Source organism: Streptomyces physcomitrii (assembly GCF_012273655.1).
Lineage (GTDB): Bacteria > Actinomycetota > Actinomycetes > Streptomycetales > Streptomycetaceae > Streptomyces > Streptomyces physcomitrii.
Genome location: NZ_JAAWWP010000003.1, coordinates 188,646 through 215,334, shown reverse-complemented (window position 1 = coordinate 215,334; position 26,689 = coordinate 188,646). Strand labels below are relative to the sequence as shown.

The 26,689-nt window shown below is 74.5% G+C and carries 23 protein-coding genes, 1 pseudogene and 1 riboswitch; of the genes and pseudogenes, 12 read left to right on the top strand and 12 right to left on the bottom strand.

What is annotated here, in order from left to right:
* Positions 1–32: 32 nt before the first annotated feature.
* On the bottom strand, positions 33–584 hold the full coding sequence (locus HFV08_RS06800; protein ID WP_168536830.1) for a TetR/AcrR family transcriptional regulator: 552 nt from the start codon (positions 582–584) through the stop codon (positions 33–35).
* A gap of 202 nt (positions 585–786) precedes the next feature.
* On the opposite strand from HFV08_RS06800, the gene HFV08_RS06795 reads away from it, so the two are divergent.
* The gene (locus tag HFV08_RS06795) at positions 787–1,185 is read left to right on the top strand and encodes a PPOX class F420-dependent oxidoreductase (RefSeq protein ID WP_210429939.1); all 399 of its coding nucleotides are present in this window, start codon (positions 787–789) and stop codon (positions 1,183–1,185) included.
* An 88-nt stretch (positions 1,186–1,273) separates the two neighbouring features.
* Complete coding sequence (locus tag HFV08_RS06790; protein WP_168536828.1) at positions 1,274–2,122, top strand: SDR family NAD(P)-dependent oxidoreductase; 849 nt, start codon at positions 1,274–1,276, stop codon at positions 2,120–2,122.
* Positions 2,123–2,150: 28 nt separating this feature from the next.
* On the opposite strand, the gene HFV08_RS06785 is transcribed toward HFV08_RS06790, so the two are convergent.
* Positions 2,151–3,266: a cobalt-precorrin-5B (C(1))-methyltransferase gene (locus HFV08_RS06785; RefSeq protein ID WP_168536826.1), complete on the bottom strand. Its 1,116-nt coding sequence runs from the start codon at positions 3,264–3,266 to the stop codon at positions 2,151–2,153.
* Between the two features lie 17 nt (positions 3,267–3,283).
* Here HFV08_RS06785 and HFV08_RS06780 point away from each other — a divergent pair, with 17 nt between their 5' ends.
* The 4 genes from HFV08_RS06780 (at position 3,284) to HFV08_RS06765 (ending at position 6,555) form a co-directional block, all read left to right on the top strand.
* On the top strand, positions 3,284–4,024 hold the full coding sequence (locus HFV08_RS06780) for a cobalt-precorrin-6A reductase (protein WP_168536824.1): 741 nt from the start codon (positions 3,284–3,286) through the stop codon (positions 4,022–4,024).
* Between the two features lie 147 nt (positions 4,025–4,171).
* Positions 4,172–4,561, top strand: coding sequence for a ribosome maturation factor RimM (locus HFV08_RS06775; protein ID WP_168536822.1), 390 nt, complete (start codon positions 4,172–4,174; stop codon positions 4,559–4,561).
* 86 nt (positions 4,562–4,647) lie between these two features.
* Positions 4,648–5,697, top strand: coding sequence for a polyphosphate kinase 2 (gene ppk2, locus HFV08_RS06770; protein ID WP_168536820.1), 1,050 nt, complete (start codon positions 4,648–4,650; stop codon positions 5,695–5,697).
* A gap of 150 nt (positions 5,698–5,847) precedes the next feature.
* Positions 5,848–6,555, top strand: a complete 708-nt coding sequence (locus HFV08_RS06765) for a GAF and ANTAR domain-containing protein (protein WP_168536818.1) — start codon at positions 5,848–5,850, stop codon at positions 6,553–6,555.
* A 153-nt stretch (positions 6,556–6,708) separates the two neighbouring features.
* Here HFV08_RS06765 and HFV08_RS06760 read toward each other — a convergent pair whose 3' ends face one another.
* A complete protein-coding gene (locus tag HFV08_RS06760) occupies positions 6,709–7,782 on the bottom strand; it encodes a medium chain dehydrogenase/reductase family protein (RefSeq protein ID WP_168536816.1) in 1,074 nt (357 codons plus the stop codon).
* A 181-nt stretch (positions 7,783–7,963) separates the two neighbouring features.
* On the opposite strand from HFV08_RS06760, the gene HFV08_RS06755 reads away from it, so the two are divergent.
* A complete protein-coding gene (locus HFV08_RS06755; RefSeq protein ID WP_246341559.1) occupies positions 7,964–8,737 on the top strand; it encodes a TetR/AcrR family transcriptional regulator in 774 nt (257 codons plus the stop codon).
* A 224-nt stretch (positions 8,738–8,961) separates the two neighbouring features.
* Here HFV08_RS06755 and HFV08_RS06750 read toward each other — a convergent pair whose 3' ends face one another.
* The 3 genes and pseudogenes from HFV08_RS06750 to HFV08_RS32490 form a co-directional block, all read right to left on the bottom strand.
* Positions 8,962–10,512, bottom strand: a complete 1,551-nt coding sequence (locus HFV08_RS06750; RefSeq protein ID WP_246341583.1) for a precorrin-2 C(20)-methyltransferase — start codon at positions 10,510–10,512, stop codon at positions 8,962–8,964.
* Between the two features lie 140 nt (positions 10,513–10,652).
* Complete coding sequence (locus HFV08_RS06745) at positions 10,653–11,294, bottom strand: precorrin-8X methylmutase (RefSeq protein ID WP_168537181.1); 642 nt, start codon at positions 11,292–11,294, stop codon at positions 10,653–10,655.
* 1,329 nt (positions 11,295–12,623) lie between these two features.
* Positions 12,624–12,893 (bottom strand): annotated as a pseudogene (locus tag HFV08_RS32490) (ferredoxin-like domain-containing protein); the annotation flags it as partial.
* A 200-nt stretch (positions 12,894–13,093) separates the two neighbouring features.
* Positions 13,094–13,162, top strand: a riboswitch (cobalamin riboswitch).
* Positions 13,163–13,216: 54 nt separating this feature from the next.
* Here HFV08_RS32490 and cobN point away from each other — a divergent pair.
* Positions 13,217–16,990: a cobaltochelatase subunit CobN gene (gene cobN / locus HFV08_RS06735; protein WP_246341558.1), complete on the top strand. Its 3,774-nt coding sequence runs from the start codon at positions 13,217–13,219 to the stop codon at positions 16,988–16,990.
* Positions 16,991–17,133: 143 nt separating this feature from the next.
* On the opposite strand, the gene HFV08_RS06730 is transcribed toward cobN, so the two are convergent.
* Positions 17,134–19,629, bottom strand: a complete 2,496-nt coding sequence (locus tag HFV08_RS06730; protein ID WP_376770570.1) for a glycoside hydrolase family 65 protein — start codon at positions 19,627–19,629, stop codon at positions 17,134–17,136.
* 2 nt (positions 19,630–19,631) lie between these two features.
* Positions 19,632–20,402 carry an HAD family hydrolase gene (locus HFV08_RS06725; protein WP_168536812.1) on the bottom strand — a complete coding sequence of 257 codons (771 nt, stop codon included), beginning with the start codon at positions 20,400–20,402 and terminating at the stop codon, positions 19,632–19,634.
* A 240-nt stretch (positions 20,403–20,642) separates the two neighbouring features.
* On the opposite strand from HFV08_RS06725, the gene HFV08_RS06720 reads away from it, so the two are divergent.
* Positions 20,643–20,864, top strand: a complete 222-nt coding sequence (locus HFV08_RS06720) for a hypothetical protein (RefSeq protein ID WP_168536810.1) — start codon at positions 20,643–20,645, stop codon at positions 20,862–20,864.
* A gap of 163 nt (positions 20,865–21,027) precedes the next feature.
* Here the strand turns inward: HFV08_RS06720 and HFV08_RS06715 are convergent, their stop codons facing one another.
* Positions 21,028–21,231 carry a cold-shock protein gene (locus tag HFV08_RS06715; protein ID WP_040250848.1) on the bottom strand — a complete coding sequence of 68 codons (204 nt, stop codon included), beginning with the start codon at positions 21,229–21,231 and terminating at the stop codon, positions 21,028–21,030.
* A gap of 529 nt (positions 21,232–21,760) precedes the next feature.
* Here HFV08_RS06715 and HFV08_RS06710 point away from each other — a divergent pair.
* Both HFV08_RS06710 and HFV08_RS06705 read left to right on the top strand, forming a co-directional pair.
* Complete coding sequence (locus tag HFV08_RS06710) at positions 21,761–22,516, top strand: helix-turn-helix domain-containing protein (RefSeq protein WP_168536808.1); 756 nt, start codon at positions 21,761–21,763, stop codon at positions 22,514–22,516.
* Positions 22,517–22,690: 174 nt separating this feature from the next.
* The gene (locus tag HFV08_RS06705; protein WP_168536806.1) at positions 22,691–23,047 is read left to right on the top strand and encodes a PRC-barrel domain-containing protein; all 357 of its coding nucleotides are present in this window, start codon (positions 22,691–22,693) and stop codon (positions 23,045–23,047) included.
* A gap of 70 nt (positions 23,048–23,117) precedes the next feature.
* Here HFV08_RS06705 and HFV08_RS06700 read toward each other — a convergent pair whose 3' ends face one another.
* Both HFV08_RS06700 and HFV08_RS06695 read right to left on the bottom strand, forming a co-directional pair.
* Positions 23,118–23,801: a class F sortase gene (locus HFV08_RS06700; protein WP_168537175.1), complete on the bottom strand. Its 684-nt coding sequence runs from the start codon at positions 23,799–23,801 to the stop codon at positions 23,118–23,120.
* Between the two features lie 257 nt (positions 23,802–24,058).
* Positions 24,059–24,898, bottom strand: coding sequence for a GVDTG sorting domain-containing protein (locus HFV08_RS06695; protein ID WP_168536804.1), 840 nt, complete (start codon positions 24,896–24,898; stop codon positions 24,059–24,061).
* A 395-nt stretch (positions 24,899–25,293) separates the two neighbouring features.
* Between HFV08_RS06695 and HFV08_RS06690 the strand changes: the two genes are divergently transcribed.
* Complete coding sequence (locus HFV08_RS06690; protein WP_168536802.1) at positions 25,294–25,593, top strand: chaplin; 300 nt, start codon at positions 25,294–25,296, stop codon at positions 25,591–25,593.
* Between the two features lie 285 nt (positions 25,594–25,878).
* Here the strand turns inward: HFV08_RS06690 and HFV08_RS06685 are convergent, their stop codons facing one another.
* The gene (locus tag HFV08_RS06685; protein ID WP_168536800.1) at positions 25,879–26,640 is read right to left on the bottom strand and encodes an SDR family oxidoreductase; all 762 of its coding nucleotides are present in this window, start codon (positions 26,638–26,640) and stop codon (positions 25,879–25,881) included.
* Positions 26,641–26,689: the final 49 nt, after the last annotated feature.

The following is a 26,689-nucleotide window of genomic DNA, read 5'->3' as shown; positions in this document are numbered from 1 at the left end:
GTCGAGTCCGCCACTTCCGCCGGTGCCATCGCTCACTCCGCTCCCGCCGCTCCCCCGATCCCGGTGAACAGCGTGCGCGTCACCATGTCGGCGCCCCGCTCCGGGGTCAGTTCCGGCATCTCCAGGGAGGCGAGGGTGGTGAGGTGGACGAGGAGGGCGCGCGCCCAGCCGCCGGGGAGGCCGGGGCGTACCGCGCCCTCGCGTACCGCCCGCTCGAAGAAGGCGTCGAGGCGGCCGAGGAGCCCATCGAGGCGGGCCCGGGCCTCCGCGTCCTGGACCTGGCGCAGGTCCACCGGCCACTTCCTGGTGGCGGCGATGATGCCCTCCGCGTAGCGGTGCAGCGCCACGGCCACGGGCGCCTCGTCGAGGCGGGCGCGGGCGACGACCTCCTCGCAGGCGTCGAGCTTGGCCGTGTGCACGGCGGCCATCAGCGCCTCGCGGGTCGGGAAGCGGCGGTAGACGGTGCGCCGGTCGACGCCGGCCGCCTGCGCGATCGCCGCGATGCTCGTCCCCGGGTCGCGGGCGAGGAGGCGGGCGCCGGTCCCGAGGACCGCGTCCAGATTGCGTGCCGCGTCAGCTCTCATCGTGAGCGGAGCTTAGGCAGGGGCGGCAGCGGTGAGCCAGCTGTGAGGGTAAGTGCCATACCCGCCTTGCCAATCAGCCAGTAAGTGTCACATGCTTGTGGCGGTTGAATGCTCGGCCCTCCTCGCCGTCGTCCGCGAGGGGGCGAGCTCGTCGAACGCTGATCCGGGGGTGTGCGCGGTGGTGTCGGTGAGTCCGGTCCGGATGTCCGAGAAGCTGAAGGAGGTCCTCGATTCCCGGGTCTTCGGCACGGTGGCGACCCTGCGCCCCGACGGCAGCCCGCACCAGTCGGTGGTCTGGGTGGGGCGGCGCGGCGGGAGCCTCTTCTTCGTGACCGGCGTCGACAAGGTCAAGATCCGCAATCTGCGGCGCGACCCCCGGCTCAGCGTGGCGGTCAACCCGCCCGGGAATCCCTACGGTTACGCCGTGCTCAGCGGCACCGCCCGCTTCGAGAGCGCGGGCAGCCGCGAGCGGATGGACGAGCTGGCCCTCAAGTACAGCGGCAAGGTCTACGCCGAGCACCACCCGGAGTCGTACGCCGTCCTCCCGGAGCTGGTCACCGTCCACCTCGCCCCCGAGCGCATCGCGGCCCGCTTCCTGTGAGCCCGCGGACCACGCCACCCCGCGGCGGCGGCAGTCACCGAGGCCGTCGCGGAGGCGGTCACCGAGACGGCAAGAGGAGCGGCAGACGATGAGGACGTATGTCATCACCGGTGGTACGGACGGCATCGGCCGGGCGCTCGCCGATACGTATCTGGAGCGCGGGCAGCAGGTGGTGGCCGTCGGGCGCGGTGCGCGGAAGGGGGCGCAGTGGCTGGCGGCGGCGCGGCGGCGGGGCACGGCCGGGCGGGCGCACTTCCTCCGCGCCGATCTGGGCCTGGTGGCGGAGAACCGGGCGCTGGTGGCGCGGCTGCGGGAGTCCTTCGCGCGGATCGACGCCCTGGTGTTCTGCGCCCGGCACTTCCGCAGCGACCGGCTGGTCACGGCCGAGGGCCTGGAGTACACCTTCGCGCACTTCTGCCTCAGCCGCTTCCTGCTCGGCCACGGGCTCGCGGAGCTGCTCGAAGCCGCCCCAAAGCCGGTCCTCCTCAATGTCGCGGGACCCGGCGGCGGGGCACCGGTCCACTGGGACGACCTCCAACTCGCCCGGAACTACGACGGCTTGACCGCCCTCGCCCAGGGCGGACGGCTCAACGACCTGCTCGGCGCAGGCTTCCACGCGGCCCGTCCCGGCAGCCCGGTGCGGTACGTCCTCTTCCACCCGGGGGTGGTGCGCACCGGCTTCTCGGGGCAGTACACCCCCGAGGCAGGAGCCCAGGTGGAGGCCATGCGCCGGTCCGCTCCACCCGTCGAGGAGGCGGTGCCCCCGCTCCGCCGGGTCCTCGACCACCCGCCCGCCGCCCCGCTCTCCGCCTTCGTACGGGGTGAACCGCTCGACCCCTACGCGCCGTACGGGCCCGAGCGCACCGCCGAGGAGGCGCGGCGGCTGCACCGGTACGCGGAGGAGCTGCTGGCGGCGCGGGGGTCCGGGCAGCCGTAGGCCGGGGGCTCGCACATCCCGCCGCCGTTCAGCGCACCCCGCTGCGGCCCACCACCGTGCCCGCCCGGTCGATGCAGAGCACGTCGACCGCGATCGGGGCGCCGCGCAGTACGGACAGCGCCTCGTCCCGGGCCGTGACCGCGACCAGGTCGCCGAGCGGGACCCCGGCGGCGGCGCACAACTGGAGTGCTTCGAGGCCGGTGTTGGCGCCCGCGACCGCGGCGGCCAGGGCGGCGTCGGCACCGCCGTGGCGGGCCAGTCCGGCGAGGAAGCCCTTGTCGACCTGGGAGCGGGCGGAGTGCAGGTCCAGGTGCCCGGCGGCGAGTTTGGAGAGCTTGGCGAAGCCGCCGCAGAGGGTGAGGCGGTCGACCGGGTGGCGGCGCAGGTACTTCAGGACCGCGCCCGCGAAGTCGCCCATGTCGAGCAGGGCGTCCTCGGGCAGGTCGTGGACGGCGGCCGCGGTCCGCTCCGAGGTGGAGCCGGTGCACCCGGCCACATGGGTGCGCCCGGCGGCCCGCGCCACGTCCACCCCGCGGCGGATGGAGTCGATCCACGCCGAGCAGGAGTAGGGCACCACGATGCCGGTGGTCCCCAGGATGGAGAGGCCGCCGAGGATGCCCAGGCGGGGGTTCCAGGTGGAGCGGGCCAGCTCCTCCCCGTGGTCGACGGAGATCTCCACCCGGACATCGCCGGACCCCCGGTGGCGCGCGGCGACCGAGGCCAGATGCTCGGTGATCATCCGGCGCGGCACCGGGTTCACGGCCGGTTCGCCGACCGCGAGCGGCAGCCCGGGGCGGGTGACCGTGCCGACGCCGGGGCCCGCCGCGAAGCGCACGCCCGAGCCCGCGGGCCCCGGGCGCACCGCCGCCCGTACCAGCGCCCCGTGGGTGACGTCCGGGTCGTCCCCGGCGTCCTTGACCACGCCCGCCGCGGCCCAGTCCGCGCCCCGGTCCTCCACCGCCAGGGCGAAGGCAGGGGTCTGGCCCTTGGGCAGCGTGATGGTCACCGGGTCCGGGAAGTCGCCGGTCAGCAGCGCGGTGTACGCGGCGGTCGCGGCCGCGGTCGCGCAGGCACCGGTCGTCCAGCCGGGCCGCAGACCGGTGTGCTTGAGTTGGGCGCCGCGCCCGCCGCCGTCACCGCTCATGAGAGGACCCGGACCCCGTGCACGTACTGATCCTCGGCGGTACGACCGAGGCCCGCCGCCTCGCCGAACGGCTGCACGGCGAGCCGGGGCGGCGCGTCACCAGCTCGCTCGCGGGGCGGGTGGCCAGCCCCCGGCTGCCCCCGGGCGAGGTGCGCGTCGGCGGCTTCGGGGGCGCGGCGGGGCTCGCCGGATGGCTGTGCGCGCACCGGGTGGACCTGCTCATCGACGCCACCCACCCTTTCGCCCGGACCATGAGTTTCCACGCAGCGGCGGCCGCCGCCACCGCCCATGTTCCCCTGCTCGCCCTGCGCCGCCCCGGCTGGGTCGCGGGTCCGGGCGACGACTGGCGTCCGGTCCCCTCGCTGGCGGCCGCCGCGGAGCTGCTCGGCGAGGGCCTCGGCAGCCGCGTCTTCCTCACCACCGGGCGGATGGGCCTGGCCGCCTTCGCCCCACTCGCCTCCACCTGGTTCCTCCTCCGCTCGGTGGACGCCCCCGAGCCGCCGCTCCCCCCGCGGGCGGAGGTGCTTCTCGACCGGGGCCCCTTCAGCCTCGACGGGGAGCGCGCGCTGCTGCGCCGCCACCGCATCGACGCCCTGGTCACCAAGGACAGCGGCGGCGCCGCCACCGCCCCGAAGCTCACCGCCGCCCGCGAGGCCGGGATCCCGGTCGTCCTGGTGCGCCGCCCGCCGGTGCCCGAGGGCGTACCGGTGGTGCCGGGGGTGGCGGAGGCGGTGGAGTGGGTGCGGGAGCGGCGGTAGCGGCCGGACGCGTGCGCCGGGGGCGGCCTTCCGGGTGGACGGGGCGGGTTTGCGGCGGGACGGGGCGGACAAACGGAACAGCGGCCGGGAGGATGCGCGGTGCGGTCCGCACCCTTCTCCGGGCCGTCACGCCGTGGAGGTCAGCTCATGAGCAACACCGTCTGGGGCTATGGATCCGGCTCGGGCCATGTGGCCGACGCCGATCTGACGGGGTACCAGGTCGAGGCCGAGGACGGGCCCATCGGCAAGGTCGACAAGCACTCCGACGAGGCCGGCGCCCAGTGGATCGTCGTCGACACCGGGGTGTGGATCTTCGGCAAGGAGGTGCTCATCCCCGCCGGAGCCGTCAAGCTGGTCGACCTGGAGACCTTCCGCATCGAGGTGGGCCTCACCCGGGAGCAGATCAAGGCCGCCCCCGAGTTCACCCGGGACAAGCACCTCGGCGACCCCGAGTACCACGAGCGGCTCGGCGTCCACTACGGCCCGTACCTGCCCGGCTTCCCGGGACCCGGTCCGGGCTCGGGGCCCGCGATCTGAGGGCCGCCCCGCCGCGCGGGAGCGCAGGGGCGGCGGGGCCGACGAGGTCCGCGGAGGGAGAGGTGAGGGAGGCGAGAGGGACGGGAATGGACGACGAGGACCTGCTCGACGGACTCCAGGTGGACGACGCCCGCCCGGAGCGTCCGGTGCTGCTCGACGAGCAGGGCCGGGCGCTGCGCACCTGGCAGGAGAACTATCCGTACACCGAGAAACTCCGCCGCAAGGAGTACGAGCGCCGCAAGCGCATCCTGCAGATCGAACTGCTCAAGCTGCAGCGTTCGGTGAAGGAGCGGGGGCAGCGGGTCGTGGTCATCTGCGAGGGCCGCGACGCCGCCGGAAAGGGCGGCACGATCAAGCGGTTCACCGAGCGGCTCAACCCCCGTACCACCCGCACCGTCGCCCTCGACAAGCCGACCGAGCGGGAGTCGGGCCAGTGGTACTTCCAGCGCTATGTGGAGCAGCTGCCCTCCGCCGGGGAGATCGTCTTCTTCGACCGGTCCTGGTACAACAGGGCCGGGGTCGAGCCGGTGATGGGCTTCTGCACGCCCGAGCAGCACCAGCAGTTCCTGGAGCAGGCGCCGCTCTTCGAGAAGATGCTCACGGACGACGGCATCGTCCTCGTCAAATTCTGGTTCTCCGTCTCGCGCAATGAGCAGAAGTCCCGTTTCGCGATCCGCCGGGTGGACCCGGTGCGCCAGTGGAAGCTCTCGCCCACGGATCTCGCCTCCCTCGATCTGTGGGATTCCTACACCGACGCCAAGGTGCGGATGTTCCGGGCCACGGACATGCCGTCCGCGCCCTGGACCGTGGTCAAGAGCAACGACAAGCGCCGCGCCCGGCTGGAGGCGATGCGGCATCTGCTGCTCCGCCTGGACTACGAGGCGAAGGACGCCGAGGCGGTCGGCGAGGCCGATCCCCTGATCATCGGACCCGCCGACACCCTCCTGGAACCGGGCGAGAGCGCGACGGACCTCTCGCCCAGCAAGCTCGCCGAACACCAGGAGGGGCCGGGGCAGCATCCGGAGGACGAGGACGAGGACGAGGACGCGGAGGCGGACGCCGAGGCAGGCGCCGAGGGCGGGCAAGCCTCCGGCGGGAAGTCGCCCGGTGAGGAGCCCCCCGGCGAGGACCGGTAGCCCGGCCGCGGCTCCCGGCGCCGGTAGCGGCATCCTCCCTGCGTACGGCCCCGCCCGGCGCCGAAGGAGACCCACCGCGTGGATGCGGTGAAGGCGGCGTGAAAGGCTGGTGCCCGAGGTGCTGTGTCGACGGCGAATCGGGAGAGGGCCATGGGAGAGCAGCGCACTGGGGAAGAGCTGGCGGTCGCGGTGGCGCGCATGTCCCGGATCCTGCTGGCACAGCCCACCGTGCAGAGCACCCTCGACGAGATCGTCCGGCATGCCGTGGACCTCGTGGAGGGCTGCGAGGAGGCGGGCATCCTGGAGCTGGACCGGCAGGCCGAGGTACGCACCCTGGCGGCCAGCAGCGATCTGGTGGTCGCCTCCGACCGCGCCCAGGAGGAGGAGCGCGAGGGGCCCTGCTTCGACGCGGCGCGCAAGCTCCACGAGGCGTACCGCATCGCGGACATGAACGAGAGCCAGTCCCGCTGGTCGCGCTACGCCCCCCGGGCGCGGAAGCTGGGGGTCGGCAGCATGATGGGCTTCCTGCTGTGGACCGAGGAGGGGACGCTCGGCGCGCTCGACATGTACTCCTCCAGGCCCCGCGCCTTCACCGACCTCTCCGAGAACGCCGGCTGGATACTCGCCTCCCACGCCGCGGTCGCCCTCTCCAGCGCGCGCAGCACCGCCCAGCTGCACACCGCGATGGAGACCCGCAGCGAGATCGGGGAGGCCCTCGGCATCATCATGGAGCGCTACAAGGTCACCGGCGACCAGGCCTGGGACATCCTCAAGGAGAGCTCTCAGCAGCGGAACGTCAAGCTCCGGGATGTCGCGCACACCATCGTCACGACGGGTGAGATCCCGGGGGCGCGGTAGCGCGCCGTTCCTCGACCGCGGTGTGCGTGCCGGTGATTGACGGGCAAGTGATTGACGGGTGCTCAAGAGGTCTGTCGCATCGGCCTGTTGAGTCACGGGGGCGGGTAATCCCGCTCAACACCATTCGTACGTCGTCGAGTTGCGCCGTATCGGCTACGGGACGAGGACGACCTTCCCCGCCACCGTCCCCGACTCCGCGAGGCGCAGGGCCTCGGCGGTGCGGGCGAGGGGGAGCCGGGCGGCGATCCGGGGGGTGATCTCCCCGCGCTGGAGGGCTCCGAAGACCTGGCCGAGGTCGGCGCGGAGGCGGGCCCGGAAGCGGTTCCCGGCAAGCGCCCGGCCGGCCCAGACGTTGTAGAAGCAGGCGCGGCGGCGGTTCGGCAGGGCGTTCCACAGCCACACCCGGCCGAGCAGTCGGAGGATCGGCCACTGCTGGGAGCCCTCAGCGTCGCGGGTGGCGGCGCTGCCGTAGCAGACCAGGGTGCCGCCGGGGGCGAGCAGTCCCCAGGAGTCGACCGCGCTCCGCTCGCCGAGGTGGTCGAAGACGGCGTCCACCCCCTCGGGGGCGAGCGCGCGGACCCGGGCGGCGACGTCTCCGGCGCGGTAGTCGACAGGGGTCACGCCCTGTGCGCGCAGGGCCTCGTGGTGGCGGGCGGAGGCGGTGCCGATCACCTTCGCGCCCGCGGCCAGGGCGAGTTGGACCAGGACCGAGCCGACACCGCCGTTGGCGCCGTGCACCAGGACGGTGCCCCCGGCGCGGACCCGGGCCCTGCGGTGCAGCATCTGCCAGGCGGTGATGCCGTTCACCACCAGGGTCTCCGCCTCCGGGGCGCCGATGCCCTCGGGCACCGCCACCACGTCGGCGGCGTCGACCGGCAGATGGCTGGCCCAGCCGCCGGTCTTGACCAGGGCGGCCACCCGGGTGCCGGTCAGCGCCGGGTCGACGCCCGCGCCGGTGGACTGCACCCGGCCGACCAGGTCGTAGCCGGGGACGAAGGGGAACGGCGGCTGGTCGAAGTAGCGGCCGCGGCGCATCTGCTGCTCGGCGAAGGAGACCCCGGTCGCCTCCATCCGGACCAGCACCTGGCCAGGGCCCGGCTCGGGCACGGCCCCGTACCGGATCTCCAGTCCCTCCGGCTCGACCTTGCCCGGCAGGACGACCTCGACGAGTTCCTCGGTGTGCGGGGCGGGCCCGGCTGTCTGCGCGGCGGATCCTTCTGCGGTCATGGCGGTCTCCTTCGCCCCGTCGTGGACGGGGTCGCTGCTTCGGCTGGGCGATCGGTTATCGCTCCTCGCTTTAGTAAGAATGTATAACTCGGGATCGCCGAGAGTCAATAACGCGAGTGATAGCCTCTAACTCGCGCCCGCCGGGCATCCCTCCGGCGGCGAGCAGGGAGAGGGGCGGAGCATGGCCGGGCCGGGCACACCGGGTACGGAGAGTTCTCGTACGGAGAGTCCTCGCGAGCGGTACCGCAGCCAGGTGCGGGCCGAGGTCAAGGAGCGGGCCTGGGAGCAGATGGCCGAGGCGGGGGCGTCAGCGCTTTCGCTGAACGCGATCGCCAAGCAGATGGGCATGAGCGGGCCCGCCCTCTACCGGTACTTCGCCAGCCGCGACGACCTGATCACCGCGCTCATCCGGGACGCCTACCGGGGCCTCGCCGACACCGTCCGCCTCGCGTACGGGACCGGAGAGGGGGAGCCCGCTGGGAGCGGGGCCGGCAGCGGAGGCGGGCCGGGGGCGGACGCCTCCCGCGAGGCCGGGCGTGCCTCCCGCGGGGCCGAGGACGCCACCGCCCCCCTCGCCCGGATCGCGCACGCCCTGCGCGGGTGGGCGCTGGCCGACCCGCAGCGGTACTTCCTCGTGTACGGCACGCCCGTCCCCGGCTACCACGCGCCCGAGGACATCACCGCGATCGCCGACGAGATCATGAGGACCCTGCTCGACGCCTGCCCCGCGCCGCCCGCGGACCGCCCCGCGACCCCCTTCGAGACCCACCTCGCGGACCACCGGCAGTGGGCGGCGGGCCACCCCGCCCCGCCCGCCGCGCTGCGCCGCGCCCTGTCCTTCTGGACCCGGCTGCACGGCGTGCTCTCCCTCGAACTCGCGGGCCACTTCGACGGGATGGGCCTGGACCCCGACCGGCTCTTCGCTGCCGAACTGGACGGACTGCTGGCACCCTGAGCCCGCTTCAGGCGGCAACTCGCCGCGAAAGCAGGTGAGTTGCCGCTGCCGTAAGCCCGCCCCCCAACTCGCCGCGGGACTCCACGAGTTGTCCGAGCGGGGCATACGCGAGGCCGAGCCGTACGAGAGGCGGGCGAGCCCACGCGAGGACAGCGCCCGAGGACGGCGCCCGAGGGGGCCGCCCGAGGGGGCCGCCCGGGAGAGTCCGCCCGGGGGAGGGTGTCCTACCCCTCCGGATACCACCGCGGCGTCCACACCGCGCGCGTGATCGGGCCGTCCGCCCCGGTCGCCGCCAACCCGCCCCGGTCCGCGACCCGGGTCCGGGAGGAGCCCACGAGGAGCAGGGTGCGCATGTCGACCTCGGCGGGTTCGAGGTCGGCGAGGCGCAGGACGCGTACCGACTCCCCGGGGCCGCCGATGTCGCGGGCGACGACCACCGGGGTGTCCGGGGCCCGGTGCTCCAGGAGCAGTTCCTTGGCCTTGCCGACCTGCCAGGTCCGGCTGCGGGAACCGGGGTTGTAGAGCGCGAGGACCAGGTCCGCGGAGGCCGCCGCGGCCAGCCGGGCCGCGATCACCTCCCAGGGCTTGAGGCGGTCGGAGAGGGAGAGGGTGGCGTAGTCGTGGCCGAGGGGCGCGCCGACCCGGGCGGCCGCGGCGTGGGCGGCCGTCACCCCGGGCAGCACCCGCACCGGTACGTCCGTGTAGGCGTCCTGGGCGGCGGCTTCGAGTACGGCGCTGGCCATCGCGAAGACGCCCGGGTCGCCGCCGGAGACCACCGCGACCCGGTGCCCGCGCCGGGCCAGGTCGAGGGCGAACTCGGCGCGCTCGGACTCCACCTTGTTGTCCGAGCCGTGCCGCCGCTGGCCCGGGCGCCGCGGCACCCGGTCCAGGTAGGTGGTGTAGCCGACGAGGTCGTCGGCGGCGGCGAGGGCGCCCCGGGTCTCCGGGGTGAGCCAGCGCGCGCCCGCGGGGCCGGTGCCGACGACCACCACCTCGCCCCGCTCGCGCGGCACCGGCGAGGGCCGCTGCTCCGGCAGCGGGGCCACCCTGCTCGGCAGCACGGCCACCGAGAAGTAGGGCACCGAGTCGGGGTCGATGTCCGTGAAGGCGCCGGTGCGTTCGCCGTCCATGGTGGCGCGCTCCACATAACGCGCCTCCTCCAGACGGCCCGTGCGCTCCAGCGCCCGGCGCACGGCCGGGAAGGTGCGCCCCAGCTTCATCACCACCGCGGAGTCGGCCGCCGCGAGCCGGGCGGTCAGCTCCTCCTCCGGCAGCGTGCCGGGGATGACGGTCAGCGTCTCCTCGCCCTCGGTGAGCGGTGCGCCGAGCCGGGCCGCCGCCGCGCTGAGCGAGGTGACGCCGGGGATCACCTCGGTCGGGTAGCGGTGCGCGAGGCGCTTGTGCATGTGCTGGTAGGAGCCGTAGAAGAGGGGGTCGCCCTCGGCGAGCACGGCGACCGTGCGGCCCGCGTCCAGGTGGGCGGCGAGCCGGGCGGAGGCCTCCTCGTAGAAGTCGTCGAGGGCGCCGCGGTAGCCGCCGGGGTGGTCGGTGGTCTCCACGGTGAGCGGGTACATCAGCCGCTCCTCGATGTGCTCGGGCCGCAGATGCCGGTCCGCGATCCGGCGGGCGATCGAGCGCCCGTGCCGCGCCGAGTGGTACGCCACCACGTCCGCCTCCGCGATGGCCTCCACCGCGCGCAGGGTCAGCAGCGAGGGGTCGCCGGGGCCGAGTCCCACACCGTAGAGCTTGCCGGTGCGGGCCTGCGGCTCCCCCAACTCCCGTACTGCGCCGCCCTGTTCGGTCTGCCTGGTCTGCCTGGTCTCCCCGGGCTTCGCGGTATCTCTGGTCTCCGCGGTTTCCGCGGTCTCCGTGGATCCGTCCGCGCCGCCACCGCTCACGCCTGCTCGCCCCCCGCTCATTCCTGTTCGCTCGCGATCGCGTTGAGGGCGGCGGCGGCCATCGCGCTGCCGCCGCGCCTGCCGCGGACCACCAGGTACTCCAGGCCGAGCGGGGAGGCGGCCAGGGCGTCCTTGGACTCCGCGGCGCCGATGAAGCCGACCGGTACGCCGATGACGGCCGCCGGCCGGGGCGCCCCCTCGGCGATCATCTCCAGGAGCCGGAAGAGCGCGGTCGGCGCGTTGCCGACCGCGACCACCGCGCCGTCCAGGCGCTCCCGCCAGAGTTCGAGGGCGGCGGCGCTGCGGGTGGTGCCCAACTCGGCGGCGAGCGAGGGCACTTCGGGGGCGGAGAGGGTGCAGAGCACCTCGTTGTCCGCGGGCAGCCGCCTGCGGGTCACCCCGGAGGCGACCATCTGCGCGTCGCACAGGATCGGCGCCCCGGCGCGCAGCGCCTCGCGGGCGCGGGCCACCACCCGCGGCGAGTGGGCGAGATCGGCGACCAGGTCGGTCATCCCGCAGGCGTGGATCATCCGCACCGCGACCCGGCCGACGTCCTCGGGCAGCCCCGCGAGATCCGCCTCGGCCCTGATGGTGGCAAAGGAGCGGCGGTATATCTCGGCGCCGTCCTTCTCGTACTCGAACACGGTGCTCTCGCTCATCTCGAAGCCCCGGTCCTCGGCGCGAGGGCCCGGGGGTGTGGGTGGTGGGGGTGCCGCCGCGGGGGTACGGGAGGCCGCCGCGGGGGTACGGGGCGCGGGGGTACGGGGCGGGGGCGCGCTCCGGCGCACGGTGCGGACCGAGGTGATCGCCCCGCGGAGCCCGTCCTCGGTCTCCGGCACCGTGCAGCGCAGGTCGGGCAGGCCGCTCCGGCGCACGCTCACCTCGTACGCCCCCTCCGCGCGGGCGAGGACGTCGACGAAGTCGCCCGCCGGGTGACCGCAGCGCCGCTCGCACCCGGACCAGTACACCGGCAGTCCCCGGCCGGGCGCGGGCAGCGCCTCCGCGCGGACGTCCGCCCGGGATTTCCCGCAGCCGGGGCGGCCGGTACAGGCGCCCACGTGCAGCCAGGGCGAGTCGGGAGCGGTCGTCAGCCCGGCGGCGGCCAGCGCGGCGAGCCGTTCCCCGGCCTCGCGGCGGGTGAGGCCGGGCACCAGTACGGAGCGCCAGGGCGTGAGCCGCAGCTCGCGCGCGGGCGCGGACAGCAGCGCGCGCCACTGCGCCGGGCCCAGCCGCCCGAACGGCACCCCGGCGACCACCGTGCAGCTGCCGTCGGCGGCCTCCAGGATTCCCGGCAGGGGACCGGCGCTCGCGGCTCCGGGTGCCTGGGCTTCGTGGACCGCCGCCGCGGGTCCACTCCCGCACGCCACCGCCTCGGACCCGTTCCCGTACGCCGAGCCGTCCTCGTACGCCGACCCGTTCCCGTACTCGGAGCCATTCCCGTACGGCCCGACCTCGTACGCGGGCCCGTCTTCGTGCACAGCCCCGTCCTCGTCCACCGCCCCGGACCCGGCAGCCGCCCCCGCGCCCTCCACCGCCCGTGCCGGAATCCCCGCCGCCCGCAGGCACTCCCCGAGCGGCGGCTCCTGCCCGGGCGGCAGGTCCCGGACCCGCCAGGCGCCGTTGCCCGCCGTCTCGGCCGCGGTGAGGAAGGCGCGGGCGGCGGCGAGGGCCGCGCGGGGGGCCGCGGTGGCCGGGATCCGGAATGACCGGTTTCCTGCCTGTACGAGGGCTTCGTCGGCGGGAGTTGCGAGCAAGCTCACATCGGCGCCGAGGGTGCGGACATCGCCGCGGCCGTCGTCGAGGGCGAAGAGGAAGCGGCCGGAGAGGGCCGCGGTCCAGTCCTCGGCGCACAGCAGCGCGTCCAGCTCGCGGGCCCACAACTGGGCGTCGGCGAAGCCGAGTCGGTCGAGTCCGGCGGCAGGGGAGGCGACGATATTGCGTACCCGCTCGTGCCGCTCGGAGGGGAGCAGTCCCGCCTCGTGCAGCAGGGCGGCCAGTTCGGCGCCGCAGCCGCCGTCGAGCCCGCGCAGCTCGGCGTTGCCGCGCGAGGTGACACTCAGGCTCCCGTCCCCGAGCCGCTCGGCGGCGGTGCCCAGGACCTCGGCCTGACGCACCGTCAACACCCCACCGGGCAAACGGAGTCGGGCCAGAAAGCCGTCGTCCGCGCGGTGCAGGCGCAGCGCGCCGGGGCAGGCGTCGCCCCGTGTCCTGGCGGGAGCCTCGCCCGTACGTGAGGAAGGTGTCGAAAGGGGCGGCATGGCGGCGAGCATACCCACGGCCCCGACCGGCGGCTTTGGCCCGTTCGGCGGCCGGAACCCGCGCCCGGCGCCCGGGGGTGCGGTGACGAAGGCCCCACCGACAAGTCGGCCACCGGGGACTTACTATGCCTGCGGCGGGCCGACTGGTCCGTCGACGGCAACGGGCCCGGCGACCGCAAGCGGAAGACGGGCCCCGACGCGAGGAAGCCGGTGCGAATCCGGCACGGTCCCGCCACTGTGAGCCCGGTCCCCGGGCGAGTCAGGAACTCCGCCGTCCGACACCAGCCCGGGGCGTGGACACCCCGAGGAAGGCCAGACGCCGCATGCCGCACGCGCCCGAGGACCAGCCCCGCGAGACCGCCGACGAGATCCGCGAGCCCTCCGCGAGCGGCCATGAGGCCCCCGCCCCGGACGGCCCCGGCGGGATCCTGCTCCTGTCGACCTCCGACACCGACCTGCTGAGCGCCCGCGCCGCCGAGGGCCCGGTGCGCTACCGGTTCGCCAACCCCTCCCGCTTGCCCCTGGACGAGCTGCCCGCGCTGCTCGCGGCCACCGGCCTGGTCGTGGTCCGGCTGCTCGGCGGCGTCCGCGCCTGGCAGGAGGGCCTGGACATCCTGCTCGCGGGCGACCGCCCCGTGGTCGTGCTCACCGGTGAACAGGCCCCGGACGCCCAGCTGATGGCGGCCTCCACGGTCCCGGTCGGCATCGCCGCCGAGGCGCACGCCTACCTCGCGCACGGTGGCCCGGCCAACCTCGGCCAGCTCGCCCGCTTCCTCTCCGACACCGTGCTGCTCACCGGCCACGGCTTCGATCCGCCTGCCCCGGCGCCGAGTTGGGGCCCGCTGGAGCGCACTCCGCGGGCGGTTCCCGGCACCGCGGGTACCCGCCCCACGGTCGCCGTCCTCTACTACCGCGCCCACCACATGAGCGGCAACACCGCCTTCGTGGACGCCCTGTGCGGCGCGATCGAGGAGGCGGGCGCCACCGCGAAGGCCCTGTACGTGGCCTCGCTGCGGGTGCCCGAGCCGGAGCTGATCGAGGAGTTGCGCACCGCCGACGCGCTGGTGACCACGGTGCTCGCGGCCGGGGGCACCAAGCCCGCCGAGGCCTCCGCGGCAGAGAGCGGCTTGGCGCGTAGCGCCTCCTCCGAGGGCGGTGGCGGGCGACGGGAGGGAGAGGAGGCCTGGGACGCGGGCGCGCTCGCCGGACTCGACGTACCGATCCTCCAGGCGCTGTGCCTGACCGGCTCCCGCGCCGCCTGGGAGGAGAACGACGAGGGCGTCTCCCCGCTGGACGCGGCCACCCAGATCGCGGTGCCCGAGTTCGACGGCCGGCTGATCACCGTCCCCTTCTCCTTCAAGGAGATCGACGAGGACGGGCTGCCCGCCTACGTCCCCGACCCCGAGCGCGCCGCCCGGGTCGCCGGGATCGCGGTGCGCCACGCCCGCCTGCGGCACGTACCGGCCGCCGAGAAGCGCCTCGCCCTGGTGCTCTCCGCCTACCCGACCAAGCACTCCCGGATCGGCAACGCGGTCGGCCTCGACACCCCCGCGAGCGCGGTCGCCCTGCTGCGCCGACTGCGCGCCGAGGGCTACGACTTCGGGCCCGAGGAGGACATCCCCGGCCTGGTCTCCGGCGATGGCGACGAGCTGATCCGCGCGCTCATCGAGGCGGGCGGCCACGACCAGGACTGGCTCACCGAGGAGCAGCTCGCCAAGAACCCGGTGCGCGTCCCGGCCGCCGACTACACGCGCTGGTACGCCACCCTGCCCGAGGAGCTGCGCACCGCCGTCGAGGAGCACTGGGGGCCGCCGCCCGGCGAGATGTTCGTGGACCGCGGCGCCAACCCGGAGGGCGACATCGTGCTCGCGGCCCTCAGGCGCGGGAACCTGCTGATCGTCATCCAGCCCCCGCGCGGCTTCGGCGAGAACCCGATCGCGATCTACCACGACCCCGATCTGCCGCCCTCGCACCACTACTTGGCCGCCTACCGCTGGATCGCCGCCCCGGCCGCCGACGGCGGCTTCGGCGCGGACGCCATGGTCCACCTCGGCAAGCACGGCAACCTGGAGTGGCTGCCCGGCAAGAACGCCGGGCTCTCCGCGGCCTGCGCCCCCGACGCCGCCCTCGGCGACCTGCCGCTCGTCTACCCCTTCCTGGTCAACGACCCCGGCGAGGGCACCCAGGCCAAGCGCCGGGTGCACGCCACCCTGATCGACCACCTCGTCCCGCCGATGGCCCGCGCCGAGTCCTACGGCGACATCGCCCGCCTTGAGCAACTCCTCGACGAGTACGCCCAGATCAGCTCCATGGACCCGGCGAAGCTGCCCGCCATCCGCGCCCAGATCTGGACCCTGATCCAGGCCGCGAAGCTCGACCACGACCTCGGCCTCGACGACCGCCCCGACGACGACGGCTTCGACGACTTCCTGCTGCACGTCGACGGCTGGCTCTGCGAGGTCAAGGACGCCCAGATCCGCGACGGGCTGCACGTCCTCGGCAGTCCGCCCGCCGGGGGCGCCCATGTCGACCTGGTCCTCGCGGTGCTGAGGGCCCGTCAGATCTGGGGCGGCACCACGGCCCTGCCCGGACTGCGCGAGGCGCTCGGCCTGGATGAGTCGGCGGCGACCCGTACCACCGCCGACGCGGCCGAGGCGCAGGCGCGCGCCCTGGTCGAGGCGATGGAGGCGGCGGGCTGGGACCCGGCCGCGGCCGCCGAGGCGGGCGCCGGGCACGGTGAACAGGTGGTCGCCATCCTGGAGTTCGCCGCCCGCGAGGTCGTCCCCCGGCTCGCCGCGACCACCGCCGAGCTGGACCACGCGGTGCACGCGCTCAACGGCGGCTTCGTGCCCGCCGGGCCCTCCGGGTCCCCGCTGCGCGGCCTGGTCAACGTCCTGCCGACCGGCCGCAACTTCTACTCGGTGGACCCGAAGGCGGTCCCCTCCCGGCTCGCCTGGGAGACCGGACAGGCCCTCGCCGACTCCCTCCTGGAGCGCTACCGCACCGACAACGGCGACTGGCCCGTCTCGGTCGGCCTCTCGCTGTGGGGCACCAGCGCGATGCGCACCGCGGGCGACGACATCGCCGAGGCCCTCGCGCTGCTCGGCATCCGCCCGGTCTGGGACGACGCCTCCCGCCGGGTGACCGGCCTGGAGCCCATCCCCTACGAGGAGTTGGGCCGCCCGCGGATCGACGTCACGCTGCGCATCTCCGGCTTCTTCCGGGACGCCTTCCCGCACACCGTCGGCCTGCTCGACGACGCGGTACGCCTCGCCGCCTCCCTCGACGAGCCCGCCGAGCACAACCACGTCCGCGCCCACGCCCAGGCCGACCTCGCGGCGGGCGCCGACGAACGCCGTGCCACCACCCGCATCTTCGGCTCCCGGCCCGGTACGTACGGGGCGGGCCTGCTCCAGCTCATCGACTCCCGGGACTGGCGCACCGACGCCGACCTCGCGGAGGTCTACACGGTCTGGGGCGGCTACGCCTACGGCCGCGGACTCGACGGCCGCCCGGCCCGCGAGGAGATGGAGACCGCGTACAAGCGGATCGCGGTGGCCGCGAAGAACACCGACACCCGCGAGCACGACATCGCCGACTCGGACGACTACTTCCAATACCACGGCGGCATGGTGGCCACCGTCCGCGCCCTGCGCGGCACCGCCCCCGAGGCCTATATCGGCGACTCCACCCGCCCCGAGACGGTCCGCACCCGCACCCTGGTCGAGGAGACCTCCCGGGTCTTCCGCGCCCGGGTGGTCAACCCCAGGTGGATCGAGGCGATGCGCCGCCACGGCTACAAGGGCGCCTTCGAACTCGCCGCCACCGTGGACTACTTGTTCGGCTACGACGCCACCACCGGCGTGGTCGCCGACTGGATGTACGACAAGCTCACCGAGACCTACGTCCTGGACCCGGCCAACCGCGCCTTCCTCCAGGAGGCCAACCCCTGGGCCCTGCACGGCATCGCGGAACGCCTCCTGGAGGCCGAGTCGCGCGGCATGTGGGAGAAGCCGGACGCGGCCGTGCTCGAAGCGCTGCGCCAGGTGTACCTGGAGACCGAGGGCAACCTGGAGGGCGAGACGGGGGAGGAGTGAGCGCCGGGCGCCGGCGGGTGCCGCGCCGAGAGGTGCGGTGCTGAGGGGCGCGGTGCCGAGGAGTGCGGCAGCGAGGGACGCGGCAGTGAGGGACGCGGCAGTGAGGGACGCGGCGCTGCGGGGCGGCCCCAAGTCACGTTCTCTCAGCGCCCGTTGACCTCCACCCAGGGTGCCGTCCCCGGCTCCACGAGCATCTCGCGGCGGCCGACCCGCACCCGCAGCGGGCGGGGGCTCGCGGCGGACAGCGCGACCTGGACGCGGTTCCTGCGCAGCCGGAGCTTCACCTCGCCGTACTCCGCGAGCCGGAAGCCGATCGCGAACTTGGAGAGCTGGGGCAGCGGCGCGGGCGCCAACCACAGGGCCCCGTCGCGTACTTCGAGGCCCGGCAGCCCCCGCTGGACCAGGTCGAGGGTGCCGCCCATCGCGCCCAGGTGGATGCCCTCGCCGGTGGTGCCGCCCTGGAGGTCGGCCACGTCCCCGGCGAGGGCCTCCTCGCAGTAGCGCCAGGCCTCGGCGCGGCGGGCGCGGGCCAGGATCCAGGCGTGCACCACCGCGCTCAGGGTGGAGCCGTGGCTGGTGCGGGCCAGGTAGTAGTCGACGGTGCGGTGCCACCGCGCCTCGTCGAGTTCGTAGCCCAACTGCGTGAAGAGGGCGGCGAGTTCGGTGGGCGGGAAGAGGTAGCCGAGCATCAGCACATCGGCCTGCTTGGAGGCCTGGTAGCGGTTGGGGCTGTCGCCCTCCGCCTCCAGGATCCGGTCCAGGCGCCGGATGTCCCCGTACCGGGCGCGCAGCCCCTCCCAGTCCAGCGGGGCCAGCCTCTCGTAGCCGCTGAACTGGCTGATCACGCCCTCGTGGTGCGGCAGGTGGAGCAGCCGTGAGACCTCCTCCCACCGGGCCCGCTCCGCCTCGGTCACGTCGAGGCGCTCGCACAGGAGTCGGCGCTCGCGGTCGGGCAGCAGGGCGTAGGTCTCGCGGGCGCGGGCGAGGACCCAGGCCGCGGTGGCGTTGGTGTACGCGTTGTCGTCGAGGCCGGGCAGCGGCGCGTCCGGGTAGCCGTCGTGGTACTCGTCGGGGCCGACCACCCCGCGGATCCGGTAGCGGCCGAGCCCGGGGTCGAAGCGGGCCAGCGAGGACCAGAAGCGCGCGATCCCCCAGAGCATCTCCGCGCCCTGCGTGACCAGGAAGTCCCGGTCGCCGGTGGACTGCCAGTACCGCCAGACGTTGTACGCGACGGCGGAGCCCACATGGTGCTGGAGCCGGGAGTGGTCCGGCAGCCAGCGGCCCGAGCGCGGGTTGAGGTGCATCTCCTGGGTCTCCTCGCGCCCCTCGCTGCCGCTCTGCCAGGGGAACATCGCCCCGTCGAGCCCCTTCTCCCGCGCCGCCCGGCAGGCCGCGGGCAGCCGCCGGTACCGGTAGCCGAGCAGCGCCCTGGAGACCTCGGGGAAGTGCAGGTTGAGGTAGGGCAGCACGAACAGCTCGTCCCAGAAGACATGGCCCCGGTAGGCCTCGCCGTGCAGCCCCCGCGCCGGTACGCCCGCGTCCAGGGCGGCGGTGTGCGGCGAGAGGGTCCCGAGGAGGTGGAAGCGGTGCAGCCGCAGGATGCGTCCGGCCCGGCCCCGCACCTCCAGCGGGGTGCGCTGCCACAGGCCCTCCCAGGCCCGCCGGTGCGCGGCGAGCAGCACCCCGAAGTCGGCTGCCCGGGCGGCCAGTCGGGCGGCCTCCCGGTCCTGTTCCGCCGCCCGCTCCCGCCCGGTGGACAGCGCGACCGTCTTGTCCACGAAGACCGTGACCCCCGCCCGTACCGGCAGCGAGAGCTCCTGGAATGCCCCCCGCTCACCGGTGACGGTCCGCACCGCCTCCGCGGGCACCGGCGAGGCCACCGCCCGGGTACGCCGGTTGCCGTTCCACCCGCCGCCGTTGCCCCCGTTTCCCTCAACCGGCGTGCCCGGTACGTGGGTTCCGGCCCGGGTGCGGGCGGCCAGGGCGAGGTGGATGCCGGAGGCGTTGGTGCGGCAGCCGAGGGTGACGGTGTCCTCGGCGGCGGTGCCGGTGCGCCAGTCGCACAGATGGTGGCCCGCCAGGTCGCGGTAGCGGGGCACGCCCGCGTTGCGTACCCCGCCGTCGATCCCGCTGCGCACCTCCAGCGTCCCCGACCAGCCCTCGGGGGTGAACTCGGTTCGCTGGACGGCGAGATGGGGATCCCCCATGTGCACAAAGCGGAGTTGACGCACCGTCAGCCGATGCCCGGCCCCGTCCTCGTACACCGTCTCCCGGGTCAGGGTGCCGTGGCGCATGTCCAGGGTCTGGCGGTGGCGGCGCAGTTCCGGGCCGTCCGGGGTGAGCCAGTCGCCGGGGGGTGCCCCGGCCGGGCGCATCCGGTAGCGCAGCGGCAGCCAGTCGGGGAGGTTGACCATGTCCTCGTTCTCCACCTCCCTGGCCGCGGGGCCCTGACCGACGCGGGAGGTCAGCCGGTTGTAGACGCCCGCCGCGTAGGTACCGGGGTAGTGCACCTCGCCCGCCGGGGTCTCCGAGGCGGCCCCGCGGGTGGCGAAGACGCCGTTGCCCAGCGTGCAGATCGACTCCCGCAGCGTCTCCTCGGCGGGGTCGTAGCCCTCGTACGTCCAGGTCCAGGCGGGCACCGTCAGCCGCTCCCCGGCCGGGGCGGATCCGGGTCGAGCAGGGCGGCCAGGTCGGTCACCACCAGATCGGCGCCGTGCTCGCGCAGTTCGGCGGCGCTGGTCGGGCCGAGAGCGCGGTCCACCCCGACGACCAGGCCGAAGCCGCCGCGCCGCCCCGCGGCCACCCCGGCGAGGGCGTCCTCCACCACCGCGCACTCGCCCGGCGCCGCGCCCAGTCGGCGGGCCGCCTCCAGGAAGAGCGCCGGGTCCGGCTTGCCGGGCAGGCCGAGCCGCCGGGCTTCCTCGCCGTCCACGGTCTCGCGCAGCAGTCCGCGCAGCCGCGCCCCGGCGAGGAACTCCCGCGCGTGCCGGGAGGCGGAGACCGCGGCGCAGGGCACCCCGGCGACGTACAGCGCCTTCAGGAGCCGCACCGAACCGGGGTAGGCCGGGACGCCGGGGCCGCGCAGCCGCTCCCGCAGGAGCTGCTCCTTGCGGGCGGCGACCGCGGCGACCGAGCCGGTGCCGGGGGCCGCGTCCGAGGCGCCCGGCGGCAGGCCGAGGTCCCGGGAGCCGAGGAAGGCGGTGGCCCCGTCGAGGCGGGACCTGCCGTCCACGTAGCGGCGGTAGTCCTCGACGGCGTCGAAGGGGCGCGGGTCACCGGCCGCCCGCAGGCAGGCGTCGAAGGCGGTCTTCCAGGTGGCGGCGTGCAGCCAGGCGGAGTCGGTGAGCACCCCGTCGGTGTCCAGGACCACCGCGCGCACCGCAGCGAGGTGGCGGGACAGGGCCACTGCCATGCCCGTCTCCCTTCGCCGGAGTCCTCCCGCGGCGCACCGGGAGTCCTCCCATGGCAGCACGGCTCCCGGGGGGACGGCACCTTGTGGGCGGCCGGGGGCTGCGGGGCGCGGGCCTGCGGGGACGGCGTCGCGGGGGTCCCGCCGCTCGCCCCGCGGGGGCCGCCGCCCGGGCGTCGTGTCCAATCTGCAGCCCGCGGACCGGACCCTTCGGGCCCGCGGCGGCGCATACTGGAAGGCACGATGACGAAGCCCTCCGCGCCGCGGCGCCACCTGTCCACCAGCCCCTTCAAAGCCCCCGTCGCCTCCCCCGTCAAGGAGTTCGCGCTCGGCGACCGGGTCTCCCACGACCAGTTCGGCCTGGGCCGAGTCCTGCAGGTCGAGGACCAGGTCGCTCTGCTCGTCGACTTCGGTGCGACCCAGGTGCGGGTCGCCAGCCCGTACACGCGTCTGCACAAGCTCTGAGGCCGGCGCGCGCCGGGCCGCGGATCCGGCCCGGCGCGCGGACGGCGGGCGGCAGTGCCCGCCGGACAGCCGGACACCCGGACAACGGAAACGGGGCCCGCACCACGAAGGTGCGGGCCCCGTTCACGCGGGAGCGGATCCCGCGGAAACCACCGAGCCTGGATCAGGCGGGGAGGATGTTCTCCGCCTGCGGGCCCTTCTGGCCCTGGGTGACGTCGAAGGTCACCTTCTGGCCCTCCTGGAGCTCACGGAAGCCCGAGGTGGCGATGTTCGAGTAGTGGGCGAAGACGTCGGCGCCGCCGCCGTCCTGCGCGATGAAGCCGAAGCCCTTTTCCGAGTTGAACCACTTCACGGTTCCAGTAGCCATGTCATTCTCCTGAATGGGGCAGTGTCGAAAATCCGCACTTCACGGATTCCTCGTCGCCGCATTGAGCCCCACTCCGGAAACGGCCACTCGGTACGGAAGAGACTTCCGGATCCGTGGTGTCCACCGGCAAAACAAAATAATGCGCCCGAAGGGATAGTCCTGTCAGGCGCACATAAAGTTCATGGGTACCAAAACTGCAACCCGGCGAGCGTAGCACGTCCCCGTGGCGGCGCCGCATTCTTCTCCGCGGGCGCGGAGACCCGCCCGCGGAACACCCGCCTCCCTCTGCCGCAGGTCAGCGGCGGCCGGGGCGACTCGGGGGCGGTCCTCTCCGCGCCGGCCGCCGGACGCGGAGGGGGGAATTTCCGGTGCCGTACCGGAAATTTCTTCCGTCGTACGGGTGACGGGCACCCGCCCGCCCGGCGGTCCTCCGCAGGCGCCCGCGGCGGCGAGGCCCCAAGGTGGTGAGGGCGGCCGGGGCCTCGGTTCCCCGGGGCCGCCAAGGCGAGACGCACCGGGGAGCAGGCACGTGACAGAGCAGACACCGAGCGGGGGCCAAGCGCCCCGCGCGGGCGCGCACGCCGGAGCGCCGGATGAGGCGTCCGCCCCCAGCCGGAGCGATCTGGGCCGCCGGGTCCGGGCCCGCCGCGAGGCGCTGGGCCTCAGCCGCGAGGCGGTGGCCGAGCGGGCGGGCTCGGCGCCCGGCTACCTCCAGTACCTGGAGGACCACTCGGCGCGGCCCAGCTCCGGGCTGCTGCTGCGGCTCGCGCACGTGCTGCGCACCTCGGTGGCCGAGCTGGTCGGCGGCACCGCCGAACTCCCCGCCGGGATCGGCCGGGCCGGGCACCACCCCGAACTCCTCGTCCTCTCGGCCGCCGAGAGCCTCTCGCTGCTCGGCGGGCACGGGGTCGGCCGGATCGCGGTGACCCGACAGGGCGCGCCCGCCATCGCCGTCGTCAACTACACGGTCCGGGACCGCACGGTGGCCTTCCGCACCGAGCGCGGCGGCCCGCTCACCGCCGTCGCCGGGCAGGAGGCCGCCTTCGAGGCCGACCACCTCGACGAGGCGCGCAGCGAGGGCTGGAGCGTCCTGGTCACCGGCACGGCCCACGAGGTCACCGAGGAGGCGGAGGTACGGGCCTGGGACGCCGCCGAGTTCTCGGCGCCCTGGGCCGGCGGCGACCGCCCCCAGTGGATCGCCCTGCCCGCCGAACGCGTCACCGGCCGGCGCATCCGCGTACCGGGCGCCTCCGGCGGGGGCGCGGCGCCGGGAGAGCCGGGATGACCGGGAAATCCAGCGAAGCAGGGTGATCCGGGCGATCCGGGGTATCCGGGAAATTCGGAGTGCCCGGAAACGGGCCGGAAATCGGGAAAGACCGGGAGCCGTCGAGAGCCGAGAGCCCGGGCCGAGGACCGGGCAGCGGTCGAGAACCCATCGAGAACCGTAGGAGCGGACATCATGGTGCATGCCGGGGACATCCGGGAGTGGCGGGGTTACGACGTGGTCGACTCCGACGGCAAGAAGATCGGCACCCTGGAGGCCGTCTATGTGGACACGGCCACCGACGAGCCCTCCTTCGCGACCGTCACGGTCGGCCTGCCCCTCCAGCGCAAGCTGGTCTTCGTCCCGCTGGCCGAGGCGGTCCTAGGCCCCGTCTACGTGAAGGTGCCGTACGACCGCAAACTCGTCCGCGAGGCCCCCTCGATCGACACCGACGGCGAACTCCTCGCCACCGAGGAGCCCGCCGTCTTCGCCCACTACGCGCTGCCGTACGCCACCGGCAGCGGCGGCGAACGGCGGCTCGCCCGCCGCTGAGGCACCCGGAACGACGCACAGCGCCCCCGGGGTGTACGGCAGCCCTCGGCCGCACACCCCGGGGGCGCGCTCAGGAGTGGCTGCCGGTCAGCCGGGCGTAGACCACGACGTTGTCGGCGTAGCGGTGGTCGGCCTCCGAGTAGGTGCCGCCGCAGGTGATCAGGCGCAGCCCGGCGTGGTCCAGGTTCCGGTAGACCTCGATGGTGGGGAACTTCGCCTTGGTGTAGCGGGCGACGCGTTCGACGGTGAACTCGGCGGTGCGGCCGTCCTCGCGCGCGACGTCCACGCGGTCGCCCGGGTCGAGGTCCGCCAGACGGAAGAAGACCGCGGGCGCGCCGTCCCAGGTGACGTGCCCGGCGATCACCGCCGGGCCCTGCGCGCCGGGCGCCGGACCCGGCCGGTACCAGCCCGCCCTGGCCGGGTCGCGCGGCGTCTCCATGGCCCGGCTGCTGTCCAGGCCGAGGCTCTCCAGCGAGGAGGACACCTTCAGCTTGGGCACGCTGACCCGGACCGGCGGCGAGGACGGCAGCGGCGGCGTCCGCTTCCCCTCCGGTTCCGGCGCCGTGGACGAGCGGCCGGGAGCGGGGTCCCGCGAACCGGGCTCCCCGGACTCGCCGCCGGGGGAGCCCGGGACGGTGACGGTGGCCCCGGGTTTGTCGACCGCCTCGGGCGGGGCGGGCTGCTGGTCCCGCAGCCCGAGGGCGAGCAGTCCGCCACCGGCGGCCAGCAGCGCGAGGGCCAGCGCGAGCACCAGCCGCCGCCGGGGACCGCGGCGAGCGGGCCCGGGCTCACGCGCCTTTGACGGCCCCGGTGTCTCCGGCGCCCCCGGTATTCCAGGCGGCTCCGGTATCCCAGGCGGCTCCGACTGCTCCGGTATGTCCGGCGGTTCCGGCCGCTCCGGTATCTCCGGCATCCCTGCTCACCCGTCCCTCAACGCTCGCTCGCCGCTCGTTCCCGGCCCCCGCCCTCGGCCTCTCGGCCCTCAGCCCCTCGGCCTCTCCGCCGCCGTGCTCAGTGGCGGTCCGTGCGGGCCTCGGCGGTGCGCTGGTGGTTCCTGCGGTTCACGGCGAGGAGTCCGGCCGCGGCGAGCAGGGCCGCGCCGCCGCCCGCGAGGAGGCCGGGGGACTCGATGCCCTGGGTGCCGCCCGAGCCCGTCTCGACGCCGCCGGAGGGCATCGAGCCGACCGCCGCGCCCTTGACCATGCCGCAGTCCGCGGGGGCGGTGGCCTCCTGCGGGAGCTTCGGGTCGAGTTCGCTCTTGCCCTTGCCGAAGTCGTACTTGTCGTTGCCGTTCGGGTCGATGCCGTGCTGGACGACGTGCAGGTCCTTGATGTGGTCCACGACGTCCTGCGAGACGGTCAGGGTGCGCTCGTACGAGACCTTGCCGTCCTTGTCGGCGGCGGGCATCCGGTCGACGGCGAGACCGCTGTCCTTGGAGGTGTCGCCCTTGGTGGTCAGCGAGATGTTGATGTCGCCGTAGGCGGGCAGGCCCTCGGCGGTGGTGGTGATGCCGTCGCCGTTCTTGTCGGCGCTCGCGTCCGGGCAGTGGAAGTCGTGGCCGTCGGTGGAGCCGTGGATGTGCTGGGCGTGCGGCTGGCCCGGTACCAGGCCGGAGGCCTCGATCTTCACGGTGAGCTTCGTGCCGTCGAGGCTGAGCATGGCCGTGCCGGAGGCGCCCGAGTCGTTCAGCTGCTCCAGGTCGATCTGGTACGCCTGCGAGCCCTTCGCCGCGGCGGCTTCCTGGTGCCCGCCGTGTCCTTCGTGGGCGAGGGCGGGGGCGGCGGCGGCGAGGGTCAGGGCGGCGGGCAGCGCCAGGAAGGCGGAGAGGCGGGCTGTGCGGTGGCCTGTCACGGAAATGCACCTCGATGCTGAGGATGCGTCCGGCTCGTCCCGGGCCGGGCGCGCGGTGGTACCTCTGACAGCGGGTATTCGGTCCCGGTCCCGCGGCGGATTGGTGTGAATCTGTCAACCGCCGCCTCCCGCCCGCCCGATGCGGTCCCGGCCACGGCCGCCCGGTCTGCCGATACGTCAGCTTCCGTCCCGCTTCGTCCACTTGGTGGCCGCGGGTTCATCCGATGGGGTTGCCGTCCCCCGTGCGGCCAATCCCGCCCCTCCTGACCGGCGAATGACGACAGCAACCGCAGGTTCGCACCGCCGCCCGCGCGGATCCGGTCCGTACGGGCCGCGGTGGCGGAACCCGCAGCCGAGAAGAAGCGATCGAGAAATCGAGAAGTGAGGAATCAGAGATGTTCCGTGTGATCAAGAGCGCCGGTCTCGTGGTCGCGGCCGGTGCCGCGCTGATCGGTGGCGCCACCGCCGCCACCGCCGACTCGGGCGCCGAGGCCGAGGCCTACGCCTCGCACTCCCCGGGCGTGCTCTCCGGCAACGTGGTGCAGGTGCCGATCAACATCCCGGTCAATGTCTGCGGCAACAGCGTCAACGTCATCGCCGCGCTCAACCCGGCCGCGGGCAACGTCTGCGTCAACGGTGACATCGACCGCCACGGCGGCAAGGACCACCACGACGACCAGGGCTACGGCCGCTGAGGCGCTGAGCACCACCCCGCACGTTCGGAGACAGGCCGGGCCCGGCACCGCCCCGCAGGGGGAGGCGCCGGGCCCGGCCATGCGCGGATCCGCCATCGGCCCGCGTCCACCGCGGGCCCGCCCGTACGGCCGCAGACTCCCGTACGGCCGCAGACTCCCGTATGGCCGCGGGCTCCCGTACGGCTCCTGACGCCCTCACGGCCCCTGACGCCCGTACGGCTTCCGGCACTCGTACGGCTTCCGGTTCCGGTACGGCGCCCGGCGCCCGCCTGGGCCCCGGACGGCTCAGCTCACCCGCTCCGCGAGGAACTCCTCCCAGGTGCGCTTGCCGACGTCGTTGCCCTCCAGGGCCAGGTTCTCGCCCGCGCGGTAGGCCTTGCCGGCCTTGCCGGGCATCCGCATCCCCATCATCGGGCGCTTCTTGCCGCGGGCCTGGAGGTAGCTGGTGGCCAGCTCGCGCATGCCGTAGACCTTCGGGCCCGCCAGCGCGCGCACCATGCCCTGCGGCGTGCCGAGGGTCAGATCGGCGAGGCGGGCGGCCACCTCGCGGGAGTCGACCGGCTGGAAGCGCAGCCCGCCCGGGCAGGGGACCACCGGCATCTTGGTCATCTTCTCGACCACGGTCAGGATCAGGTCGTTGAACTGCGCGGCACGCAGGATGGTCCAGGGCAGCCCGGAGTCGATGATGGCCTGCTCGGCACCGTGCTGCTGCTTCAGCCAGGCAACCGGGACGCGGTCCGCGCCGATCACGGAGATGTAGACGACGTGCTTGACGCCGGAGTTCTTCGCGGCGGCCATCAGATGCGCGGTCGCCTTGTCGTCGCCCTTGGGGCCGCCCGCGAGGTGCAGCAGGATCTCGACGTCCTTCAGCGCGGGCTCGATCCCCTCGCCCTTGAGCAGGTCGACGCTGACATGCTCGATGCCCGGGCTGCTCTCCTTGGGGTGGCGGCTGAGGATCCTCACGTCACGGCCTGCTTCGCGCAGGAGCGGTACGACGTGGCTGCCCAGGGTGCCGGTGCCACCGGTGACCAGGATGGGTGACGTCATGGCTTCTCCAAAGTCGCTCGGCCGGGAGTCGCTCTCCCGGTCAGATCAG

Coding starts and splice junctions, on each gene's coding strand:
- HFV08_RS06800 (WP_168536830.1), bottom strand. CDS start 584: ATGAGAGCTGACGCGGCACGCAATCTGGACGCGGTCCTCGGGACCGGC.
- HFV08_RS06795 (WP_210429939.1), top strand. CDS start 787: ATGTCCGAGAAGCTGAAGGAGGTCCTCGATTCCCGGGTCTTCGGCACG.
- HFV08_RS06790 (WP_168536828.1), top strand. CDS start 1,274: ATGAGGACGTATGTCATCACCGGTGGTACGGACGGCATCGGCCGGGCG.
- HFV08_RS06785 (WP_168536826.1), bottom strand. CDS start 3,266: ATGAGCGGTGACGGCGGCGGGCGCGGCGCCCAACTCAAGCACACCGGT.
- HFV08_RS06775 (WP_168536822.1), top strand. CDS start 4,172: ATGAGCAACACCGTCTGGGGCTATGGATCCGGCTCGGGCCATGTGGCC.
- ppk2 (WP_168536820.1), top strand. CDS start 4,648: ATGGACGACGAGGACCTGCTCGACGGACTCCAGGTGGACGACGCCCGC.
- HFV08_RS06765 (WP_168536818.1), top strand. CDS start 5,848: ATGGGAGAGCAGCGCACTGGGGAAGAGCTGGCGGTCGCGGTGGCGCGC.
- HFV08_RS06760 (WP_168536816.1), bottom strand. CDS start 7,782: ATGACCGCAGAAGGATCCGCCGCGCAGACAGCCGGGCCCGCCCCGCAC.
- HFV08_RS06755 (WP_246341559.1), top strand. CDS start 7,964: ATGGCCGGGCCGGGCACACCGGGTACGGAGAGTTCTCGTACGGAGAGT.
- HFV08_RS06745 (WP_168537181.1), bottom strand. CDS start 11,294: ATGAGCGAGAGCACCGTGTTCGAGTACGAGAAGGACGGCGCCGAGATA.
- cobN (WP_246341558.1), top strand. CDS start 13,217: ATGCCGCACGCGCCCGAGGACCAGCCCCGCGAGACCGCCGACGAGATC.
- HFV08_RS06725 (WP_168536812.1), bottom strand. CDS start 20,402: ATGGCAGTGGCCCTGTCCCGCCACCTCGCTGCGGTGCGCGCGGTGGTC.
- HFV08_RS06720 (WP_168536810.1), top strand. CDS start 20,643: ATGACGAAGCCCTCCGCGCCGCGGCGCCACCTGTCCACCAGCCCCTTC.
- HFV08_RS06715 (WP_040250848.1), bottom strand. CDS start 21,231: ATGGCTACTGGAACCGTGAAGTGGTTCAACTCGGAAAAGGGCTTCGGC.
- HFV08_RS06705 (WP_168536806.1), top strand. CDS start 22,691: ATGGTGCATGCCGGGGACATCCGGGAGTGGCGGGGTTACGACGTGGTC.
- HFV08_RS06690 (WP_168536802.1), top strand. CDS start 25,294: ATGTTCCGTGTGATCAAGAGCGCCGGTCTCGTGGTCGCGGCCGGTGCC.
- HFV08_RS06685 (WP_168536800.1), bottom strand. CDS start 26,640: ATGACGTCACCCATCCTGGTCACCGGTGGCACCGGCACCCTGGGCAGC.